Source organism: Nocardia sp. NPDC051981, assembly GCF_040680715.1.
GTDB lineage: Bacteria > Actinomycetota > Actinomycetes > Mycobacteriales > Mycobacteriaceae > Nocardia.
On the sequence record NZ_JBFAXK010000017.1, the window covers coordinates 84,795 to 99,828 of the forward strand.

Annotated in this window: 16 protein-coding genes; 7 read left to right on the plus strand and 9 right to left on the minus strand. The window is 69.6% G+C overall.

Annotated elements, in window-relative coordinates; translation table 11 throughout:
* Positions 1 to 167: 167 nt before the first annotated feature.
* Positions 168 to 884 carry an alpha/beta hydrolase gene (locus AB0L60_RS26795; RefSeq protein WP_364618893.1) on the minus strand — a complete coding sequence of 239 codons (717 nt, stop codon included), beginning with the start codon at positions 882 to 884 and terminating at the stop codon, positions 168 to 170.
* A gap of 164 nt (positions 885 to 1,048) precedes the next feature.
* Between AB0L60_RS26795 and AB0L60_RS26800 the strand changes: the two genes are divergently transcribed.
* From AB0L60_RS26800 to AB0L60_RS26810, 3 genes are all read left to right on the plus strand, one after another.
* Complete coding sequence (locus AB0L60_RS26800; protein WP_354836890.1) at positions 1,049 to 1,441, plus strand: OB-fold nucleic acid binding domain-containing protein; 393 nt, start codon at positions 1,049 to 1,051, stop codon at positions 1,439 to 1,441.
* Positions 1,442 to 1,689: 248 nt separating this feature from the next.
* The gene (locus AB0L60_RS26805; RefSeq protein ID WP_364619190.1) at positions 1,690 to 2,286 is read left to right on the plus strand and encodes a DUF3159 domain-containing protein; all 597 of its coding nucleotides are present in this window, start codon (positions 1,690 to 1,692) and stop codon (positions 2,284 to 2,286) included.
* A gap of 295 nt (positions 2,287 to 2,581) precedes the next feature.
* Entirely contained in the window at positions 2,582 to 3,163 is a 582-nt protein-coding gene (locus AB0L60_RS26810; protein ID WP_354836888.1) for a sigma-70 family RNA polymerase sigma factor, read from the plus strand.
* An 87-nt stretch (positions 3,164 to 3,250) separates the two neighbouring features.
* Here the strand turns inward: AB0L60_RS26810 and AB0L60_RS26815 are convergent, their stop codons facing one another.
* Complete coding sequence (locus AB0L60_RS26815; protein WP_364618898.1) at positions 3,251 to 4,069, minus strand: TrkA family potassium uptake protein; 819 nt, start codon at positions 4,067 to 4,069, stop codon at positions 3,251 to 3,253.
* Positions 3,960 to 4,625 carry a TrkA family potassium uptake protein gene (locus tag AB0L60_RS26820; protein ID WP_364618901.1) on the minus strand — a complete coding sequence of 222 codons (666 nt, stop codon included), beginning with the start codon at positions 4,623 to 4,625 and terminating at the stop codon, positions 3,960 to 3,962. Before AB0L60_RS26820 ends, AB0L60_RS26815 begins: the two co-directional genes overlap by 110 nt.
* Positions 4,626 to 4,838: 213 nt before the next feature.
* On the opposite strand from AB0L60_RS26820, the gene AB0L60_RS26825 reads away from it, so the two are divergent.
* The 3 genes from AB0L60_RS26825 to AB0L60_RS26835 all read left to right on the plus strand — a co-directional run bounded on the left by AB0L60_RS26825 (position 4,839) and on the right by AB0L60_RS26835 (position 9,379).
* Positions 4,839 to 6,827, plus strand: coding sequence for an APC family permease (locus tag AB0L60_RS26825; RefSeq protein WP_364618904.1), 1,989 nt, complete (start codon positions 4,839 to 4,841; stop codon positions 6,825 to 6,827).
* Positions 6,824 to 8,422, plus strand: a complete 1,599-nt coding sequence (locus tag AB0L60_RS26830) for a TRAM domain-containing protein (protein WP_364618907.1) — start codon at positions 6,824 to 6,826, stop codon at positions 8,420 to 8,422. Before AB0L60_RS26825 ends, AB0L60_RS26830 begins: the two co-directional genes overlap by 4 nt.
* A 147-nt stretch (positions 8,423 to 8,569) precedes the next feature.
* Positions 8,570 to 9,379: a hypothetical protein gene (locus AB0L60_RS26835; protein WP_364618910.1), complete on the plus strand. Its 810-nt coding sequence runs from the start codon at positions 8,570 to 8,572 to the stop codon at positions 9,377 to 9,379.
* Positions 9,380 to 9,382: 3 nt separating this feature from the next.
* Here AB0L60_RS26835 and AB0L60_RS26840 read toward each other — a convergent pair whose 3' ends face one another.
* Both AB0L60_RS26840 and AB0L60_RS26845 read right to left on the minus strand, forming a co-directional pair.
* The gene (locus AB0L60_RS26840) at positions 9,383 to 10,069 is read right to left on the minus strand and encodes an SIMPL domain-containing protein (RefSeq protein WP_364618913.1); all 687 of its coding nucleotides are present in this window, start codon (positions 10,067 to 10,069) and stop codon (positions 9,383 to 9,385) included.
* 88 nt (positions 10,070 to 10,157) lie between these two features.
* Complete coding sequence (locus AB0L60_RS26845) at positions 10,158 to 10,757, minus strand: helix-turn-helix domain-containing protein (RefSeq protein ID WP_364618916.1); 600 nt, start codon at positions 10,755 to 10,757, stop codon at positions 10,158 to 10,160.
* Between the two features lie 94 nt (positions 10,758 to 10,851).
* Here AB0L60_RS26845 and AB0L60_RS26850 point away from each other — a divergent pair, with 94 nt between their 5' ends.
* Positions 10,852 to 12,063, plus strand: a complete 1,212-nt coding sequence (locus tag AB0L60_RS26850; protein WP_364618919.1) for a pyridoxal phosphate-dependent aminotransferase — start codon at positions 10,852 to 10,854, stop codon at positions 12,061 to 12,063.
* A 3-nt stretch (positions 12,064 to 12,066) separates the two neighbouring features.
* Here the strand turns inward: AB0L60_RS26850 and AB0L60_RS26855 are convergent, their stop codons facing one another.
* The 4 genes from AB0L60_RS26855 to AB0L60_RS26870 are packed head-to-tail and all read right to left on the minus strand — an operon-like array spanning position 12,067 to position 14,985.
* Positions 12,067 to 12,810, minus strand: a complete 744-nt coding sequence (locus AB0L60_RS26855; protein ID WP_364618922.1) for a glucose 1-dehydrogenase — start codon at positions 12,808 to 12,810, stop codon at positions 12,067 to 12,069.
* Positions 12,807 to 14,006, minus strand: coding sequence for an NADH:flavin oxidoreductase (locus AB0L60_RS26860; protein WP_364618925.1), 1,200 nt, complete (start codon positions 14,004 to 14,006; stop codon positions 12,807 to 12,809). Before AB0L60_RS26860 ends, AB0L60_RS26855 begins: the two co-directional genes overlap by 4 nt.
* Complete coding sequence (locus AB0L60_RS26865) at positions 14,003 to 14,578, minus strand: TetR family transcriptional regulator (protein WP_364618928.1); 576 nt, start codon at positions 14,576 to 14,578, stop codon at positions 14,003 to 14,005. Before AB0L60_RS26865 ends, AB0L60_RS26860 begins: the two co-directional genes overlap by 4 nt.
* 59 nt (positions 14,579 to 14,637) lie before the next feature.
* On the minus strand, positions 14,638 to 14,985 hold the full coding sequence (locus AB0L60_RS26870; protein ID WP_364618932.1) for a hypothetical protein: 348 nt from the start codon (positions 14,983 to 14,985) through the stop codon (positions 14,638 to 14,640).
* Positions 14,986 to 15,034: the final 49 nt, after the last annotated feature.

Genomic DNA, 15,034 nt, shown 5'->3' on the forward strand with positions numbered 1-15,034 from the left:
CCGGCCTGGCCGGATTCGGCTGCACGACAAGCGAAACGGGGCTCCGCCACAGTGGCGGAGCCCCGTTTCGCTATCGGCGCGATGAGGTGTGCAGCGCGGCCACCGGCCCGTCGTGCGCACGACCCGTCGCAGTCACGGACGGACGTCATGGCGGGGACGGATTCCGGTCAGGATGTCGAGATGCGGCGGGGCAGCAGGGCGTTGATACCCCGCGCGCCGAGGACCGACGGGTCCGCGCCCAGCTCGTCCAGGGTGATCGAGTGCAGCGTGGCGTGCGGGAGCAGCGTGGTCCAGCGTTCGGCCACGACGAACGGGTGGACAGGGTCGTCGATCGCGCCGATGAGCTCGACGGGGGCGGTGACGGCGGCCAAGACCTCGGGTTCGGGCCAGCGGTAGGCCGCAGCCTCGTCCAGAGCGGCGGGCAGTTCGGGCCACTGGGAGGTCCAGGAGCGGGTGAGGGCCTCGGCCAGCCAGGCGGGGCTGGATTCGCGCATGCGGGCCACCACGGCGTCGAGGCCGTCCGCGCGCAGCTGGGCGGCGGTGGCGGCGGCGCTCAGGGCGGCCGGGCAGCCGGTGGTGTCGGCGCCGGTCCAGGCGGGCAGAGCGGCGACCACGCCGTACACCGAGTCCGGGTGATGCGCGGCCCAGTCGACGGCGACGGCTGCACCCAGCGAGATGCCCGCGATCAGCACCGGGCCCGAGCGCGCGGCGGCGTCCAGGGCGCTGCGGTAGCTGTCGATCACCTCGCGCGGGTCCGGGTCGACCGCCAGGAACGGCAGATCCAGTGCGGCGCAAGCGGATCCGAAGGCGCGGCGGGCGAAATGGGCGTCGGAGCCGGTTCCGGGCAGAGCGACGGCGACCGCCGGACGTGGTAGATCGGGCACCGATCGAGAGTACTGGTGACAGGCGTGCGTGGCGGGTGCAGGCCGTCCCATCTACAGTGGCGGAGGTACGGCCACGGGCGGCCGGATGGCAAACCGCCGGGCGCCGTGGAAGGAACGAACGACGTGAGACCCACGCCGTCGAGCTCTACAGGAGAGCGTGCGAGATGCCATCCGCGGGTGGGAAGGACACCCCGTCGGGCTATTTCCGGCGGCTCGGCCGGCGCCTGACAGAGGACCTGGATCGTTTGGATGCCGAGGAGCTCGCCGAGACGTCGGAGGCGTCGGGCGCGTGCCGGGCATCGGAGTGCCGGCGCGGTGAGGAAGTCACCATGCTGGGCCGGCTCCGCAGTGTCGAGGCCTGTCCCAAATCGGCGGGCGCCGAGGTGGAGGCCGAGTTCTTCGACGGCACCGACAGTGTGGCGCTGGTGTTCATCGGGCGGCGTCGCATCCCAGGAATCGAACCGGGTCGTCGTATCCTGGTCCGCGGCCGGGTCGGCGAACGCGACGGCGGCAAGGTCATCTACAACCCCTACTACGAACTCCGCGGGAACTCCTGACACTCATGCCTAACCCCACCAGCAACGGCGACCAGGGCCGTGATCGCACCGAGTCCTTCGGCGCGCCGGCCCCGTTCGATCCGCCCACGGTCCAGCTCAATGCCGTCTCGGGCGACGAACCGCCACTGCGCATGGACCACGCGCTGCTGGACGAGGACATGCAGGCGCTGGTCGACGCCGAGCGCGCGGCCCGGGACGCCGCCGACGACGAGGGCGAGCAGGAACCCGAGCAGACGCTGCTCGAGCAGATGGGCGGCCTCAGTGGCCTGATCTACTCCTCGCTGCCGGTGCTGGTGTTCGTGCCGGTGAACTCGCTGCGCGGGCTGACCGCCGCCATCTGGGCGTCGCTGGGCGTGGCCGCGGCGATCCTGGTGTGGCGCCTGGCGCGTCGCGGTCCGATCCAGCCGGCCATCTCGGGCTTCCTCGGGGTGGGCGTGTGCGCGTTCATCGCCTACCGGATGGGTGAGGCCAAGGGCTTCTTCCTGTTCGGCATCTACGCCAGCCTGGTCTACGGCGGCGTGTTCCTGATGTCGCTGGTGGTGCGGTGGCCGTTGGCGGGCGTGATCTGGGGTGCGCTCAACGGGCACGGCACCGAGTGGCGTTCGGACAAGCGCGTCATGCGGCTCTACGACATCGCGACCGCGGTGTGGGCGGTGGTGTTCGTGGCCCGCTACCTGGTGCAGAACCACCTCTACGACGCCAACAGCACCGGTCTGCTGGCCGTGGCGCGCATCGCCATGGGCTGGCCGCTGACCGCCGTGGCGGCGCTGGTGACCTTCTGGGCGGTGCGCAAGGCGGGCCATCTGCCCTCCTCGTCCGCCAAGGCCCCGGAATCCGCGGGCTAGACAACCGCCCGATCGGGCCCTTATCGCGCTAAATGTCCAGGGCGCAACACCTTCGGGGCCATTGGGGGACGGAAGGGGGTGACCAACCCACCCCTGGGGTACCTATTTCGGCGGGCTCCCGGCGAGCACGATCTTTCTCAGAAGCTCTCAGCAGCTCATCGGAGAAAGGATCGCGGAGTTGGTTACCGACGACAAGGCAGTGGCAGCGCAGGACCGGGGCGAGGGGCTCGGGACCGCGGTGCAGACGGCAGCCTCGCGCCGGCACCCGGCGGGGCGGGGAGGCAAAGCAGGAAGTGTGGCGTCGTCGGAGTCCCGGCGCGCCGCAGCGGAGTTGGAGAAGCTGATCGGCCCGGCCGCCGCCGGTGACCGGGAAGCGGTCTCGGAGATTCTCAAGATCGTGTATCCGCTGGTGCGCCGCTACTGCGCGGCACGGATGGGCGGCGCGGGTCACCTGCAGGTGACCGCGGACGATGTGGCGCAGGAGGTCTGCCTGGCGACGGTGCAGGCCATCCCGCGCTACCGGGATCAGGGCAAGTCGTTCCTGGCGTTCGTCTACGGCATCTCGGCGAACAAGGTGGCCGACTCGTTCCGGCGGGCACAGCAGCACCCGGCCTACCCGGTCGCGGAGTTCCCGGACGCGCCGATGAACGAGGCGGGGCCCGAGGAGCGGGCGCTCGCGATGGAAACCCGCCGGGCGGCACGCGATCTCATGCAGGTGCTGTCCTCGACCCACCGTGAGGTGCTGGTCATGCGAATCGTGCTGGGGTGGACGGCGGCGGAGACCGCCGAGGCCATCGGCACCAGCCCGGGCGTGGTGCGGGTCATGCAGCATCGCGCGTTGAACCGGCTGCGCGCCGAACTGCGGGTGGCGTCCTGACGGTTCGGTGCGGACAACGGCGAGTGGGCCGGGCGCAGGGGGTGCGCCCGGCCCACTGTTGTGTCCGGATCCGTGGTCGGCGCGCGGTCAGGCCGGGGCGTCGCCCGTGCCGTTGAAACTGTTGACGCCGAGCGCTTTGCGCAGCTCGTCCTCGGCTTCGACGGAGGCGACGAACAGCAGCTCGTCCTCGCCTTCGAGGGGGTCGTCGGCCTGCGGGACGATGACGCGGCCGCCGCGCAGGATGGTGACCAGCGCGGCGTCGCGGGGCAGGGCGAGGGTGCGAACGGCCTTGCCCGCCAAGGGGGTGTCGGTGGGCAGGGTGATCTCGACGAGGTTGGCCTGACCCTGGCGCAGTGTCATCAGCCGGACCAGGTCGCCCACCGAGACGGCCTCCTCGACCAGCGAGGCGAGCAGGCGAGGGGTGGAGACGGCGACGTCCACCCCCCAGGACGAGTCGAACAACCATTCGTTGCGGGGGTCGTTGACGCGGGCCACCACCCGCCCCGCGCCGAACTCGGTCTTGGCCAGCAGGCTGAACACCAGGTTCACCTTGTCGTCACCGGTGGCGGCGATGACCACGTCGTAGGTTTCCAGCCCGGCCTCCTCGAGGGTTTCGAGTTCGCAGGCGTCGGCGTGGGTCCAGATCGCGGTGGGCGCGATGGTCGGGTCGATGTGGTCGAGGCGGCGTTCCAGCAGCATGACCTGGTGGCCGCCGCGTAGGAGCTCCTGGGCGATGGAGCGGCCGACGGCTCCGGCGCCGGCGATGGCTACCTTCATGCTCGAGCTTCTTTCACGATCAGTCCTCGCTCGCGGGGGGATTGGCGGCCAGTGCGACGGCCTCGCCGACGCTGCCGGAGGTGGCGGCGACATAGACCAGGTCGTCGGCCTGCAGCATGGACTTGCCATTGGGCAGTACGCCCTGTCCGAAGCGGATGATGAAGGCCACGCGCGCGCCGATGGCGTCCTCGAGCGCGTGGACCGAACGCCCGTACCAGTTCTCGTGGAGCACGAGTTCGGTGACGGCGACGGTGCCGGTGGGGTCGCGCCAGGTAGTGGTGGACTGGTCGGCGACCAGGTTGCGCAGGAAGCGGTCGGTGGTCCAGGGCACGGTGGCGATGGTGGGTATGCCCAGGCGCTCGTACACCGCGGCGCGCTTGGCGTCGTAGATGCGGGCCACCACGCGCTCCACGCCGAACGTCTCGCGGGCCACGCGGGCGGAGATGATGTTGGAGTTGTCACCGGAGGACACCGCGGCGAAGGCCCCGGCGCGCTCGATTCCGGCACGGGTCAAGACATCTCGATCGAAGCCGACGCCGGTGATGCACAGCCCCGGGAAGTCGCGGCCCAGCCGCAGGAAGGCACTCGAGTTCTGATCGATCACCGCGACCTCGTGGCCGATGCGGACGAGAGCGCGGGCGAGCGAGGAGCCGACCCGCCCACACCCCATGATCACGACGTACACCGTACGAACCCCATTCCCGAAAACCGTGGTGTGCGGTCTGGTTGCTTGCTCGGGTCGCAACCGTACCGTTCGAATTTCACTGCGGGCACTTTCCCCCTCCGGAAGGCGTTCAAACCGGAATCGGGAAAACCTCACAACCCGCACCCGCCACCCTACGACTGCGAGGTCGCGCCCCGAACACGGTCACTCGCGCCCTGCCTTATGCTGCGTGGAGTGTCCAAGTTGACGACGGCCGCCAAGCGCATGCTGGTCGGCCGCCCATTCCGCAGCGATTCTCTCGGGCATACGCTGCTGCCCAAGCGGATCGCGCTCCCGGTGTTCGCCTCGGACGCGTTGTCCTCGGTGGCGTACGCGCCCGAGGAGATCTTCCTGGTGCTGTCGGTGTCCGGACTGTCGGCCTACGCCTACGCGCCGTGGGTCGGTCTGGCGGTCGCACTGGTGATGGCCGTGGTGGTTGCCAGCTACCGCCAGAACGTGCACGCCTACCCCTCCGGCGGCGGCGATTACGAGGTCGCGACCAAGAACATCGGTCCCACCGCCGGATTGACCGTCGGCAGCGCGCTGCTGGTGGACTATGTGCTCACCGTGGCGGTGTCGATCTCGTCGGCGGCCTCCAACATCGGGTCGGCGGTGCCGTTCGTCGCCACCCACAAGGTGTTGTTCGCGGTCTCGGCGATCGTGATCCTCACCGCAATCAATCTGCGCGGTGTGCGGGAATCCGGTACGGCCTTCGCGATTCCCACGTACGCCTTCATGATCGGCATGTTCGTCATGCTCATCTGGGGCTTCACCCGGATCGGCCTGGGGCAGACCGTGCACGCCGAGTCGTACGGTTTCGGTCTGAAGGCCGAGGACGAGCATCTGTTCGGGCTGGCGTTCGTGTTCCTCATCGCACGCGCGTTCTCCTCCGGTTGCGCGGCGCTGACCGGTGTCGAGGCGATCAGCAATGGGGTGCCCGCGTTCCGCAAACCCAAGTCGCGCAATGCCGCGACCACCCTGCTGCTGCTCGGCTGCATCGCGGTGACGCTTTTCATGGGCATGATCGTGCTCACTCAGAAGGTCGGCATCGTGTACGCGCACAACACCGACGACCTGATCGGCGCACCCGCCGGATATGAGCAGAAGACGCTGGTGGCGCAGCTGGCGGGCGCGGTGTTCTCCGGATTCCAGCCCGGCTTCTACTTCATCACCATCGTCACCGCGCTGATCCTGGTGCTGGCGGCCAATACCGCCTTCAACGGCTTCCCGGTGCTGGGTTCGATTCTGGCGCAGGACCGTTTCCTGCCGCGGCAGCTGCACACCCGCGGTGATCGGCTGGCGTTCAGCAACGGCATCCTGTTCCTGGCGGGCGCGGCCATCGCCTTCGTGGTGCTGTTCGGCGCGGAGGTGACGCGCCTGATCCAGCTCTACATCGTGGGCGTGTTCGTGTCGTTCGTGCTGAGTCAGACCGGCATGCTGCGGCACTGGACGCGACTGCTGCGCACCGAGACCGATCCGGCGGTGCGGTCGCGGATGAAGCGGTCGCGGGTGATCAACGCGATCGGCCTCACCATGACCGCGACCGTGCTGCTGATCGTGCTGGTCACCAAGTTCCTGGCGGGCGCGTGGATCGCCATCGTCACCATGGCGGCCATCTTCGGGCTGATGAAACTCATTCGCCGCCACTACGACACGGTGTCGCGCGAGCTGGACGAGTCCGAATGGGACGGCGTGCTGCCCAGCCGCACGCACTCCATCGTGCTGGTGTCCAAGCTGCACCTGCCCACCAAGCGCGCCCTGGCCTATGCCCGCGCCACCCGGCCCGACACGCTCGAGGCCATCACGGTGAACGTCGACGAGCCCGACACCCGGGCGCTGGTGCGGGAGTGGGAGAGCAGCGATATCGTGGTGCCGCTCAAGGTGATCGAGTCCCCGTACCGTGAGATCACCAAGCCGGTGGTGGATTACGTGAAGCGGGTCCGCAAGGACTCCCCGCGCGACGTGGTGACCGTGTTCATTCCCGAATACGTGGTCGGCCGCTGGTGGGAGCAGTTGCTGCACAACCAGAGTGCGCTGCGGCTGAAGGGCCGGCTGCTGTTCGAACCCGGCGTCATGGTGACGAGTGTGCCCTGGCAGCTGTCGTCCTCGGCGGGCCGGGCCCGTCCCGGCCGGGTGGTCAATGCCCCCGGTTCGGTGCGTCGCGGATTCGGAGACGAGGCATGAGCGCCGGATCCGATTGGTACGGAGAGGTCTTCGAGGTCCGTCTGGGCCCGCCCGGCCACGGCGGCTTCTGCGTGGCCCGTCACGAGGGCCGCGTGCTGTTCGTCCGCCACGGCCTGCCCGGTGAACTGGTCCGCGCTCTCGTCACCGAGGACCGCGGCGGCTCCTTCTGCCGCGCCGACGCCATCGAGATCCTCGACGCCTCGCCCGACCGGATTCCCGCCACCTGCCCGGTCTCCGGCCCGGGCGGTGCGGGCTGCTGCGACTTCAGCTACGCCACCCCCGCGGCCCAGCGCGAACTCAAACGCCAGGTCGTCGCCGAACAGCTGCGCCGCCTTGCCGACTGGGAACCGGACTTCGCCGTCGAACCGATCCCAGTGCCGCCCGGATTGGCGATCGGTGTGGCACCAGGAACCTCGCTCGGTGCACCGATCCCGGGGCCCGGCCATCCCGGGCGGCTCGGCAGCGTGACGACCGACCTCGGCTCGACTCTGCTCGGCGGTCGCGCCGAGCCGGCCGCGACGGCCCCGCGCCCGGCCCCGGGCGCGAGCGTCCCGCCGGGTCGGATCGGCGGGGTGTCGACGCCCTCGACGCGTGCGCTCATCGCCGGCCCCGGTGACGGGGAAACGACGCAGGGCGGCGAGCCTGCGGTGGGGTCGTATACCGCCGGATGGCGGAGCCGGGTGCGGCTGGTGGTGGACGCGGAGGGGCGGGCCGGGGTGCACCGGTATCGGAGCACCGAGGTGATCGCGGATCTGCGGTGCCCCCAGCCGGTGGCGGGGGCCATGGCGGGAATCGGCGAGCGGGTGTGGACGCCCGGGGCGGATCTCGTTGTGGTTGTGGACGGGGACGGGATGCGGCATGTCGTCGAACTGGTTCCGGCCGGGGCGGCGGCGGGCGGTCCGCGCGGGCGTCGTGAAAGAGGCGGTGGGGCAGGAGATTCCGGTCGCCGTGGCGGTGGTGATCGGCGCAGCACGGCCGCGCGGCGGGCGGCGGCGCACAGCGCGCGGACCGAGCGCGTGGTGGACGGCAGCGGCCGGGCGGTGCAGTACGTGGGCGAGCGGCGGTGGGAGCTGTCGGCGACCGGGTTCTGGCAGCCGCATTACGGTGCGGCGCAGTGCTATTCGGATGTGGTGGCCGAGTGGGCGGACTGCGCGCCCGGGGCGCTGGTCTGGGACCTGTACTGCGGCGTGGGCGTGTTCGCCGCGCGGCTGGCGGAGCAGGTCGGTGTGACCGGGATGGTGCACGGTGTCGAGTTCGCACCTACCGCCGTCGCCGAAGGGCGTGCCGCGCTACGGGATCTGCCGTGGGTGGACCTGACCGCCGAGCGCGTCGAGCGGTGGATTCACGAACAGCGAGATACCGCACCGGATGTCGTCGTGCTCGACCCGCCGCGCGCGGGCGCGGGCAAGGACGTGATCAATGCGCTGAGTGAGCGTTCCCCGCGGCGCATCATCCACATCGGTTGCGATCCCGCCGCTTTCGCCCGGGACGTCGGTCTCTACCGCGCCGTCGGCTACCAGCCGGTGGACCTGCGCGTCTTCGACGCTTTCCCCGGCACCCATCACGTGGAGTGCATCGCGGTCCTGGAACGCTGACCAGGTCCTTCGGGCTCGGGGAGCTGTCCCTGCGGAATATCGCCCGATGCTCCGCACGGACAGCTCCCCGATCCTGGTGTGGCGGGTCCCGGTCGCGGGGAATGGGTTGGGGCGCGGGCGGTTTGGGGGTGCGCCAAGATGTTGCCCATGACTACGTTGTCGGATCCGACTGTGGCGTCGGTGGTGGAGCTGATCTATGGGGATCAGTCGCGGTTCCACTCGCTCGAGGCATTGCTGCTGGGGGTGGATCTCAAGCGGCCGGAGTACGGCGTCGAGTTGTGGGTGAACGCCGACAGCTACTGGGGTCGATTGGTGACGCCGGTGTACGGGGCGCGGCTGGCGGCGCTGGGCGGGAACGCGGAGGCTGATCGGGCGCTGCTGGATCTGGTCGAGGTGACGGTGGCGCGGTTCCTGCAGGGAGAGTCCCTGGCGCGCAAGAGCCTTCCGGGGTGGATGCCGGCGCTGCGCACGGCGCTGCACGAGGACGGCTACCGGATGAAGATCGACCGGGTGATCGGTGCGGGGCCGGAGGTGAGCGTGCGATGTCGCCTGAAACCCACGGCGTGGCTGCCGGTGCGGCTGGCCGCGCGGGTGGCGCTGCTGGAGACCGAGCTCGAGGTGCGCGGCCAGCAGACGGCGCTGGATCACCTGCGGCACGCGGTGAAACACTATGAGCGGGGCCGGTTCCCGGCGTGCGAGAAGCGGCTGCGGTCGGCGTTGCAGCAGGTGACGGCGTATGCCGCGGGGACCGGTGATCCGGACGGCGGCCGCAATGTGCGGCACCTGGTGGACACCGGGCGCCTCACCATCGCGCAGGGCACGCGGCTGCTGCATGATCTGCGCGGAATGGTCGTCGAGGACCCGTTCCCGTATCGAACCCGGGCGGACGCCACCCGGTTTCGCATTCAGCTCACCGCCGTGCGTGCCGGTTTCCTGCTGGCGCAGGTCGAGCTCTGAGACTCAGGCCAGCTGCCAGGTGATCCGGACGCTGGTGGACAGTTCGCTCTCGCCGAGCTCCACCGGCACCGCGCCGCCCGGAGCGGCCATCTTGCTGGCGGCGAACGCGATTCGCGGCGTGGGCGCGGGACCGGAGACGTCCTCGGTGATCTCGAGCACCGGTCCCAGCCGGCGGCCCGCCCGGAACACGTACTGTTCGGCTTTGCCCAGCGCGTGGTCCCAGGCGGCGTCGCGGGCGCGGACCATGAGGCTCTCCTCGTCGGCGACGGTCAGCGTCAGGCCGCCCAGGCGCACATCGTCGCCGCCCGCGTCGACCGCGTGCGCGATGATCGCGGCGGGCCCGCCGTCGGCGGCGGGTTTCGCTTCCCCGCCGGGTCCGGCGATCTCGCGCAGCGTGACCGTCAGCGCGGTGCCGGCGATATAGCCGACCAGCTTCTCCCGATTCCCTTCGGTCCATACGGTTTCCGCGCGCACCGTGAGCCCGCTGGTCGTGATGTCGCGACCCGCCACGCCGTCCGCGCGCAGCGACGAGATCACCGCGTCGGCACGTTCCCCGGCCCGCGCGTAGGCGGCGGCCACGGTGTCGGCGCGCGTCTCGACCGAGATCGACACCCGCATGATGTCCGGCGTGGCACTGGCACTGCCCGAGCCGACGATCGTGATCGTGCCGGTGGCGTTCTCGCTGGTCACGGATTCCTCCTCGATCGATACGGGCACAACCCAGCCGATGCTACCGCCGGCCACCTGCCGCTACCGCGTCGACGAGGGGTGCCGCGGTTCAGGAGACCGGTTGCCCGGTTCCGGTCGCCTGGTCGAGGGTCGCGGCGAGCGAGCGGGCGCCGGTGGCGATCTCGCTCGCCGCGGCCAGCTCGAGCTGGATCTCCAGATCCGGTGCGGCGGCCGGGCCGTCGTGATGGGTGAGGCCGGATTCGGTGATCACGTAGTGGAAGGCGGTCTCACCGATGCGAACCGTGACGGTGCCGGTGGGCACCAGCTCGGCCACGGCATGTCCGATGGGGAGCGCGAACCAGTGTGCCCGCACGGCGTCGGTCGCGCGCTGTTCGCCGAGTTGTGCTGTGCCCCAGGCCGACAGCGAGTCCAGCACCGGTCGCAGTGCCGCGCCGGCGTCGGTGAGCTCGTAGACCGCGGTTCCGGCGCGGGGGCCGACGCGGCGCTTGGTGAGAATCCCGTCACGCTCGAGATCCTTGAGCCGGGCGGCCAGCACATCGGTGCTGATGCCGGGCAGGTCGGCGAACAGGTCGCTGTATCGGCGCGGGCCCGAACACAATTCGCGGACCACCAGCAGGTTCCACCGGTCGCCAACGATGTCGAGGGCGCGGCTGACGGTGCAGTAGTGGTCGTAGCTTCGGCGTGTCACGATCCCACTCTAACCAACAGCTTGGAAATACCAAGTGCAAACTTGGAATTTCCAAGTAGAGTGTGCGGCAACCACACCGAGAAGGGGTCGTTTGATGCAGGTGAAGCAGTCGAGCAAGCTGGCGGGCGTGTCCTACGAGATCCGCGGGCCGGTCGCCGAGCACGCCGCACGGCTGGAGGCGGAAGGGCATCACGTCGTGAAGCTCAACACCGGCAACCCGCTGACCTTCGGCTTCGAGGCGCCCGCCGAACTGCTTCAGGACATGGTCCGCAATCTGCCGCAGTCCAGCGGCTACTCCGCCTCCAAGGGCCTGCTCTCGGCGCGGCGCGCGGTGGTGCAGTACTACCAGACCCTCGGACTCTCCGAGGTCGACGTCGAACAGGTCTTCCTGGGCAACGGCGTCTCCGAGCTCATCATGATGGCCATGACCGCGCTGCTCGAGAACGGTGACGAAGTCCTGGTTCCCGCACCGGATTTCCCGCTCTGGACCGCCGCCACCGCGCTCAACGGCGGCCGGCCCGTGCACTACATCTGTGACGAGGGCTCGGACTGGATGCCGGATCTGGCCGATATCGAGTCCAAGATCACCGACCGCACCCGGGCGCTGGTCATCATCAACCCGAACAACCCCACGGGCGCGGTGTATTCGCCCGAGGTGGTGCGCCAGATGCTGGAGATCGCGCGCCGCCACAACCTGGTGGTCTTCTCCGACGAGATCTACGACAAGATCCTCTACGACGGCCTGACCCACACCGCGACCGCGGCGCTGGCCCCGGATCTGTTGTGCCTCACCTTCTCCGGGCTCTCCAAGTCCTACCGCGCCGCCGGCTTCCGCGGTGGCTGGCTGGTGGTATCGGGTCCGATCGAGCACGCCGAGAACTACCTCGAGGGCCTGACCATGCTGGCGGGTCTCCGGCTGTGCGCGAATGTCCCTGCGCAGCAGGCGATTCAGGCCGCGCTCGGCGGACACCAGAGCATCTACGATCTCACCCTGCCCGGCGGCCGCCTGCGCGAGCAGCGCGACCGCGCGTGGGAGTCGCTCAACGCCATCCCGGGCATCTCGTGCGTGAAGCCCCGGGGCGCGCTGTACGCCTTCCCGCGCATCGACCTCGACATGTACCGGATCCACGACGACGAGCAGTTCGTGCTGGATCTGCTGCTGCGCGAGAAGATCCACATCGTGCAGGGCACCGGCTTCAATTGGCCGCGCCCCGACCACTTCCGGATCGTGACGCTGCCGCACGCCGATGAGCTCGAGGCCATCATCGAGCGCATCGGACGTTTCCTGGCGACCTACAAGCAGTAGGTCTCAGACCGGGCGGCCCGCCGTCATACCGCCGTCGACGACGAACTCGGCGCCATTGCAATAGCTGGCTTCGTGGCTCGCGAGGAACACCACGAGCGAGGTGACCTCTTCGGGCACACCGAGGCGGGCCAGGGTGTTCGCGTCGCGATCGGTGGTCGTGCCCTCCGGCACGCCGATCATTGGCGTCATGATCCCGCCCGGGTGAACGGAATTCACCCGCACCCCGTGCGGGGCGAGCTCGAGCGCCGCGGACTTGGTGAGCCCGCGCACCCCGAATTTCGAGGCGGTGTAGGCGTGCGCGCCCGGCACGCCCTGGATCCCCGCAGCGGAGGAGATGTTCACCACCGCCGCGGGCCTGGCCGCCACCAGGGCGTCGCGGGCCGCGGTCAGGCCGAGGAAGGGGCCGGTGAGGTTGATGGACAGGGCACGCTGCCACTGCTCTTCGGTGTAGCTGCCGAGCGGCCCGAAGTCGAGGATGCCGGCATTGTTGACCAGCACGTCGAGCTTGCCGAAGCGTTCGACCGCGGTGTCCACGGCCGTGCGCCAGTCCTCGGCCTTGGTGACATCGAGGTGGACGTACTCTGCGGCGTCGCCGAGTTCGGCGGCCAGTTTCGCGCCCGCCTCGTCGGAGATGTCGCCGATGAGCACCGAGGCGCCCTCGGCCACGAATGCCCGCGCGTGCGAGGCGCCCATTCCCGATGCCGCGCCGCTGATCAGCGCCACCCGCCCGTCGAGCCGTCCACTCATGCCCGGTGCCTTCCGTCGAGATCGATGATGGTCCGCTCCGGCCGGAACACGCAGCGGGTGGTGGTGTAGATGGTGGGCATGCACTTGTTGCAGTGCACGCAGGCCGACCGGGTGGCCGCGTCGGCCTGGATGCGCTGCAACAGATTCGGCTCGCGCAGCAGCGCCCGGCCCATGGCGACGAACTCGAATCCCTCGGTCATGGCCAGGTTCATGGTGTCGAGATTGGTGATGCCGCCCAGCAGGATCAGCGGCATGGACAGCTCGCGGCGGAATTGGCGGGCTCGTTCCAGCAGGTACGCCTCGTGGTAGGGGTACTCCTTGAGGAAGGCACGCCCGACCAGTTTGAAACCCATGCGCGCCGGTCCGGGCAGCACCTCGGCGAACTCCTTGCGCGGTGCGTCGCCGTGGAACAGCAGCATGGGGTTGAGAAGTGAACTGCCCGCGGTCAATTCGAGGGCGTCGAGCGCGCCGTCGGCCTCCAGCCAGGCGGCTACCTGGATGCTCTCGGGGACCGTGAGCCCGCCGCGGCGGCCGTCCTCCATGTTCAGTTTGGCGGTCACCGCGAGCCGGTCGCCCACGGCATCCCTGACCGCGCAGGCGATTTCGCGTGCGAGCCGGGCCCGGTTGGCGAGCGTGCCGCCCCACTTGTCGTGGCGGCGGTTGAGCAGCGGGCTCAGGAACGAGCTGACCAGATAGTTGTGGCCGAAATGGATTTCGACCGCATCGAATCCGGCCTGCTCGGCCAGCAGCGCCGCATTCGCGTGTGCCGCAATGAGTTCGCGGATCTCGGAGTCGCCGGGCACGTGCATGGCCTGCATGCTCAGCGGGCTGAACATACGGCTCGGCGCGAGCGCGGGGGCGCGGTTGGACGCGGCGTTGGCGACCGGTCCGGCGTGCCCGATCTGGGCGCTGGCCGCCGCGCCCTCGGCGTGCACGGCGTCGGTCAGCTCACGCAGTCCGGGAACGGCTTCGGGCCGCATCCAGATCTGGTGCCGGTCGGTGCGGCCGCCCGGCGCGACCGCGCAGTAGGCGACGGTGGTCATGCCCACCCCGCCCGCGGCGACCTCACGGTGGAAGTCGATGAGCTCGGGGGTGACCAGCGCGTCGGGGGTGCGTCCCTCGAAGGTGGCGGCCTTGATCACCCGGTTGCGCAGGGTGATCGGGCCGAGTTTCGCCGGTGCGAAGATCTCGTTCATGGTTGTTCTCCCGGTGCGGTGAGTCCGGCCACCACGAAGTTCCGCAGGGCCGCCAACGCCGGTTCGGGCATCCCGTGATCCTCGATCTCGGGAGTGCCGAACCGCATGATGATCAGGTCGAAGGCCAGCATCCAGCGCCGCCCCGCCTCGCCGGCCCGCAGTTCGGGCAGCAGCGGGGTCCAGGAATCCATCCGGAACCACGGCCCCTGCCACGAGGTCTGATGCCGGCCCAGCACGAAGCGGGCCAGTAGCCGAAGATGCAAGCGCCCCAGCGGATCCGCGGCCAGCTCCTGGAACGGCGCGAGGATGGTGTCCACCACCGCGGGCACCGAATCCCGCCCGCCGGTGGCCCGGGCCAGCCCCTCCTCCCAGAGCGGCCCGAGCCGGGCCTCGATGAGCGCGGCGACCAGCGCCTCCTTGGATCCAAAGTGGTAGTGCACCGCCGCGGGATTGGCGCCCGCCGCCGCGCACACGGAGCGCACCGATACCTCGTCATAGGGCTCGGTCAGCAGCAGCTGCTCGGCCGCCGCGAGCAGCCGTTCCCGCGTTCCCGCGGACACCTTCTCGACCATGGCTAGCAGTGAAACACGGTTCAATCAGTAATTCAATCATTGATTGAAAATTGCGTCGGTCACTCGCTCTGCGACCAGGCCGCGACCGGCAGGGTCAGGTAGACGCCGATATGCGCGTCGACGAACTTCTCGATATCGGCGAGCAGTTGGTCACAGCGCTCCTGCCGGTTCTCGGCCCGGCTCGCGAAGTACTTCGACCGGACGTCGATGACCACATCCATCCCCGAGCGATCGAATTTGCCCAGCGGATGGAAGCGGATCTCGACATCCCCCGGCTGCAGGTCGCCGTCGTAGGGCTCCTCCGGGCATTCGACGGCGAGGGACACCAGGTGCGGCAGCCATTTGCCCAGCTCACGCAGCACGGTCTCGGGAAGTTCCGGCTTGTAGGTCACCTCGACGAGGGGCATCCGGCCAGTGTATTAGCCAAGGCGAGGACCGCCGGGCCCCGGCGGCGGT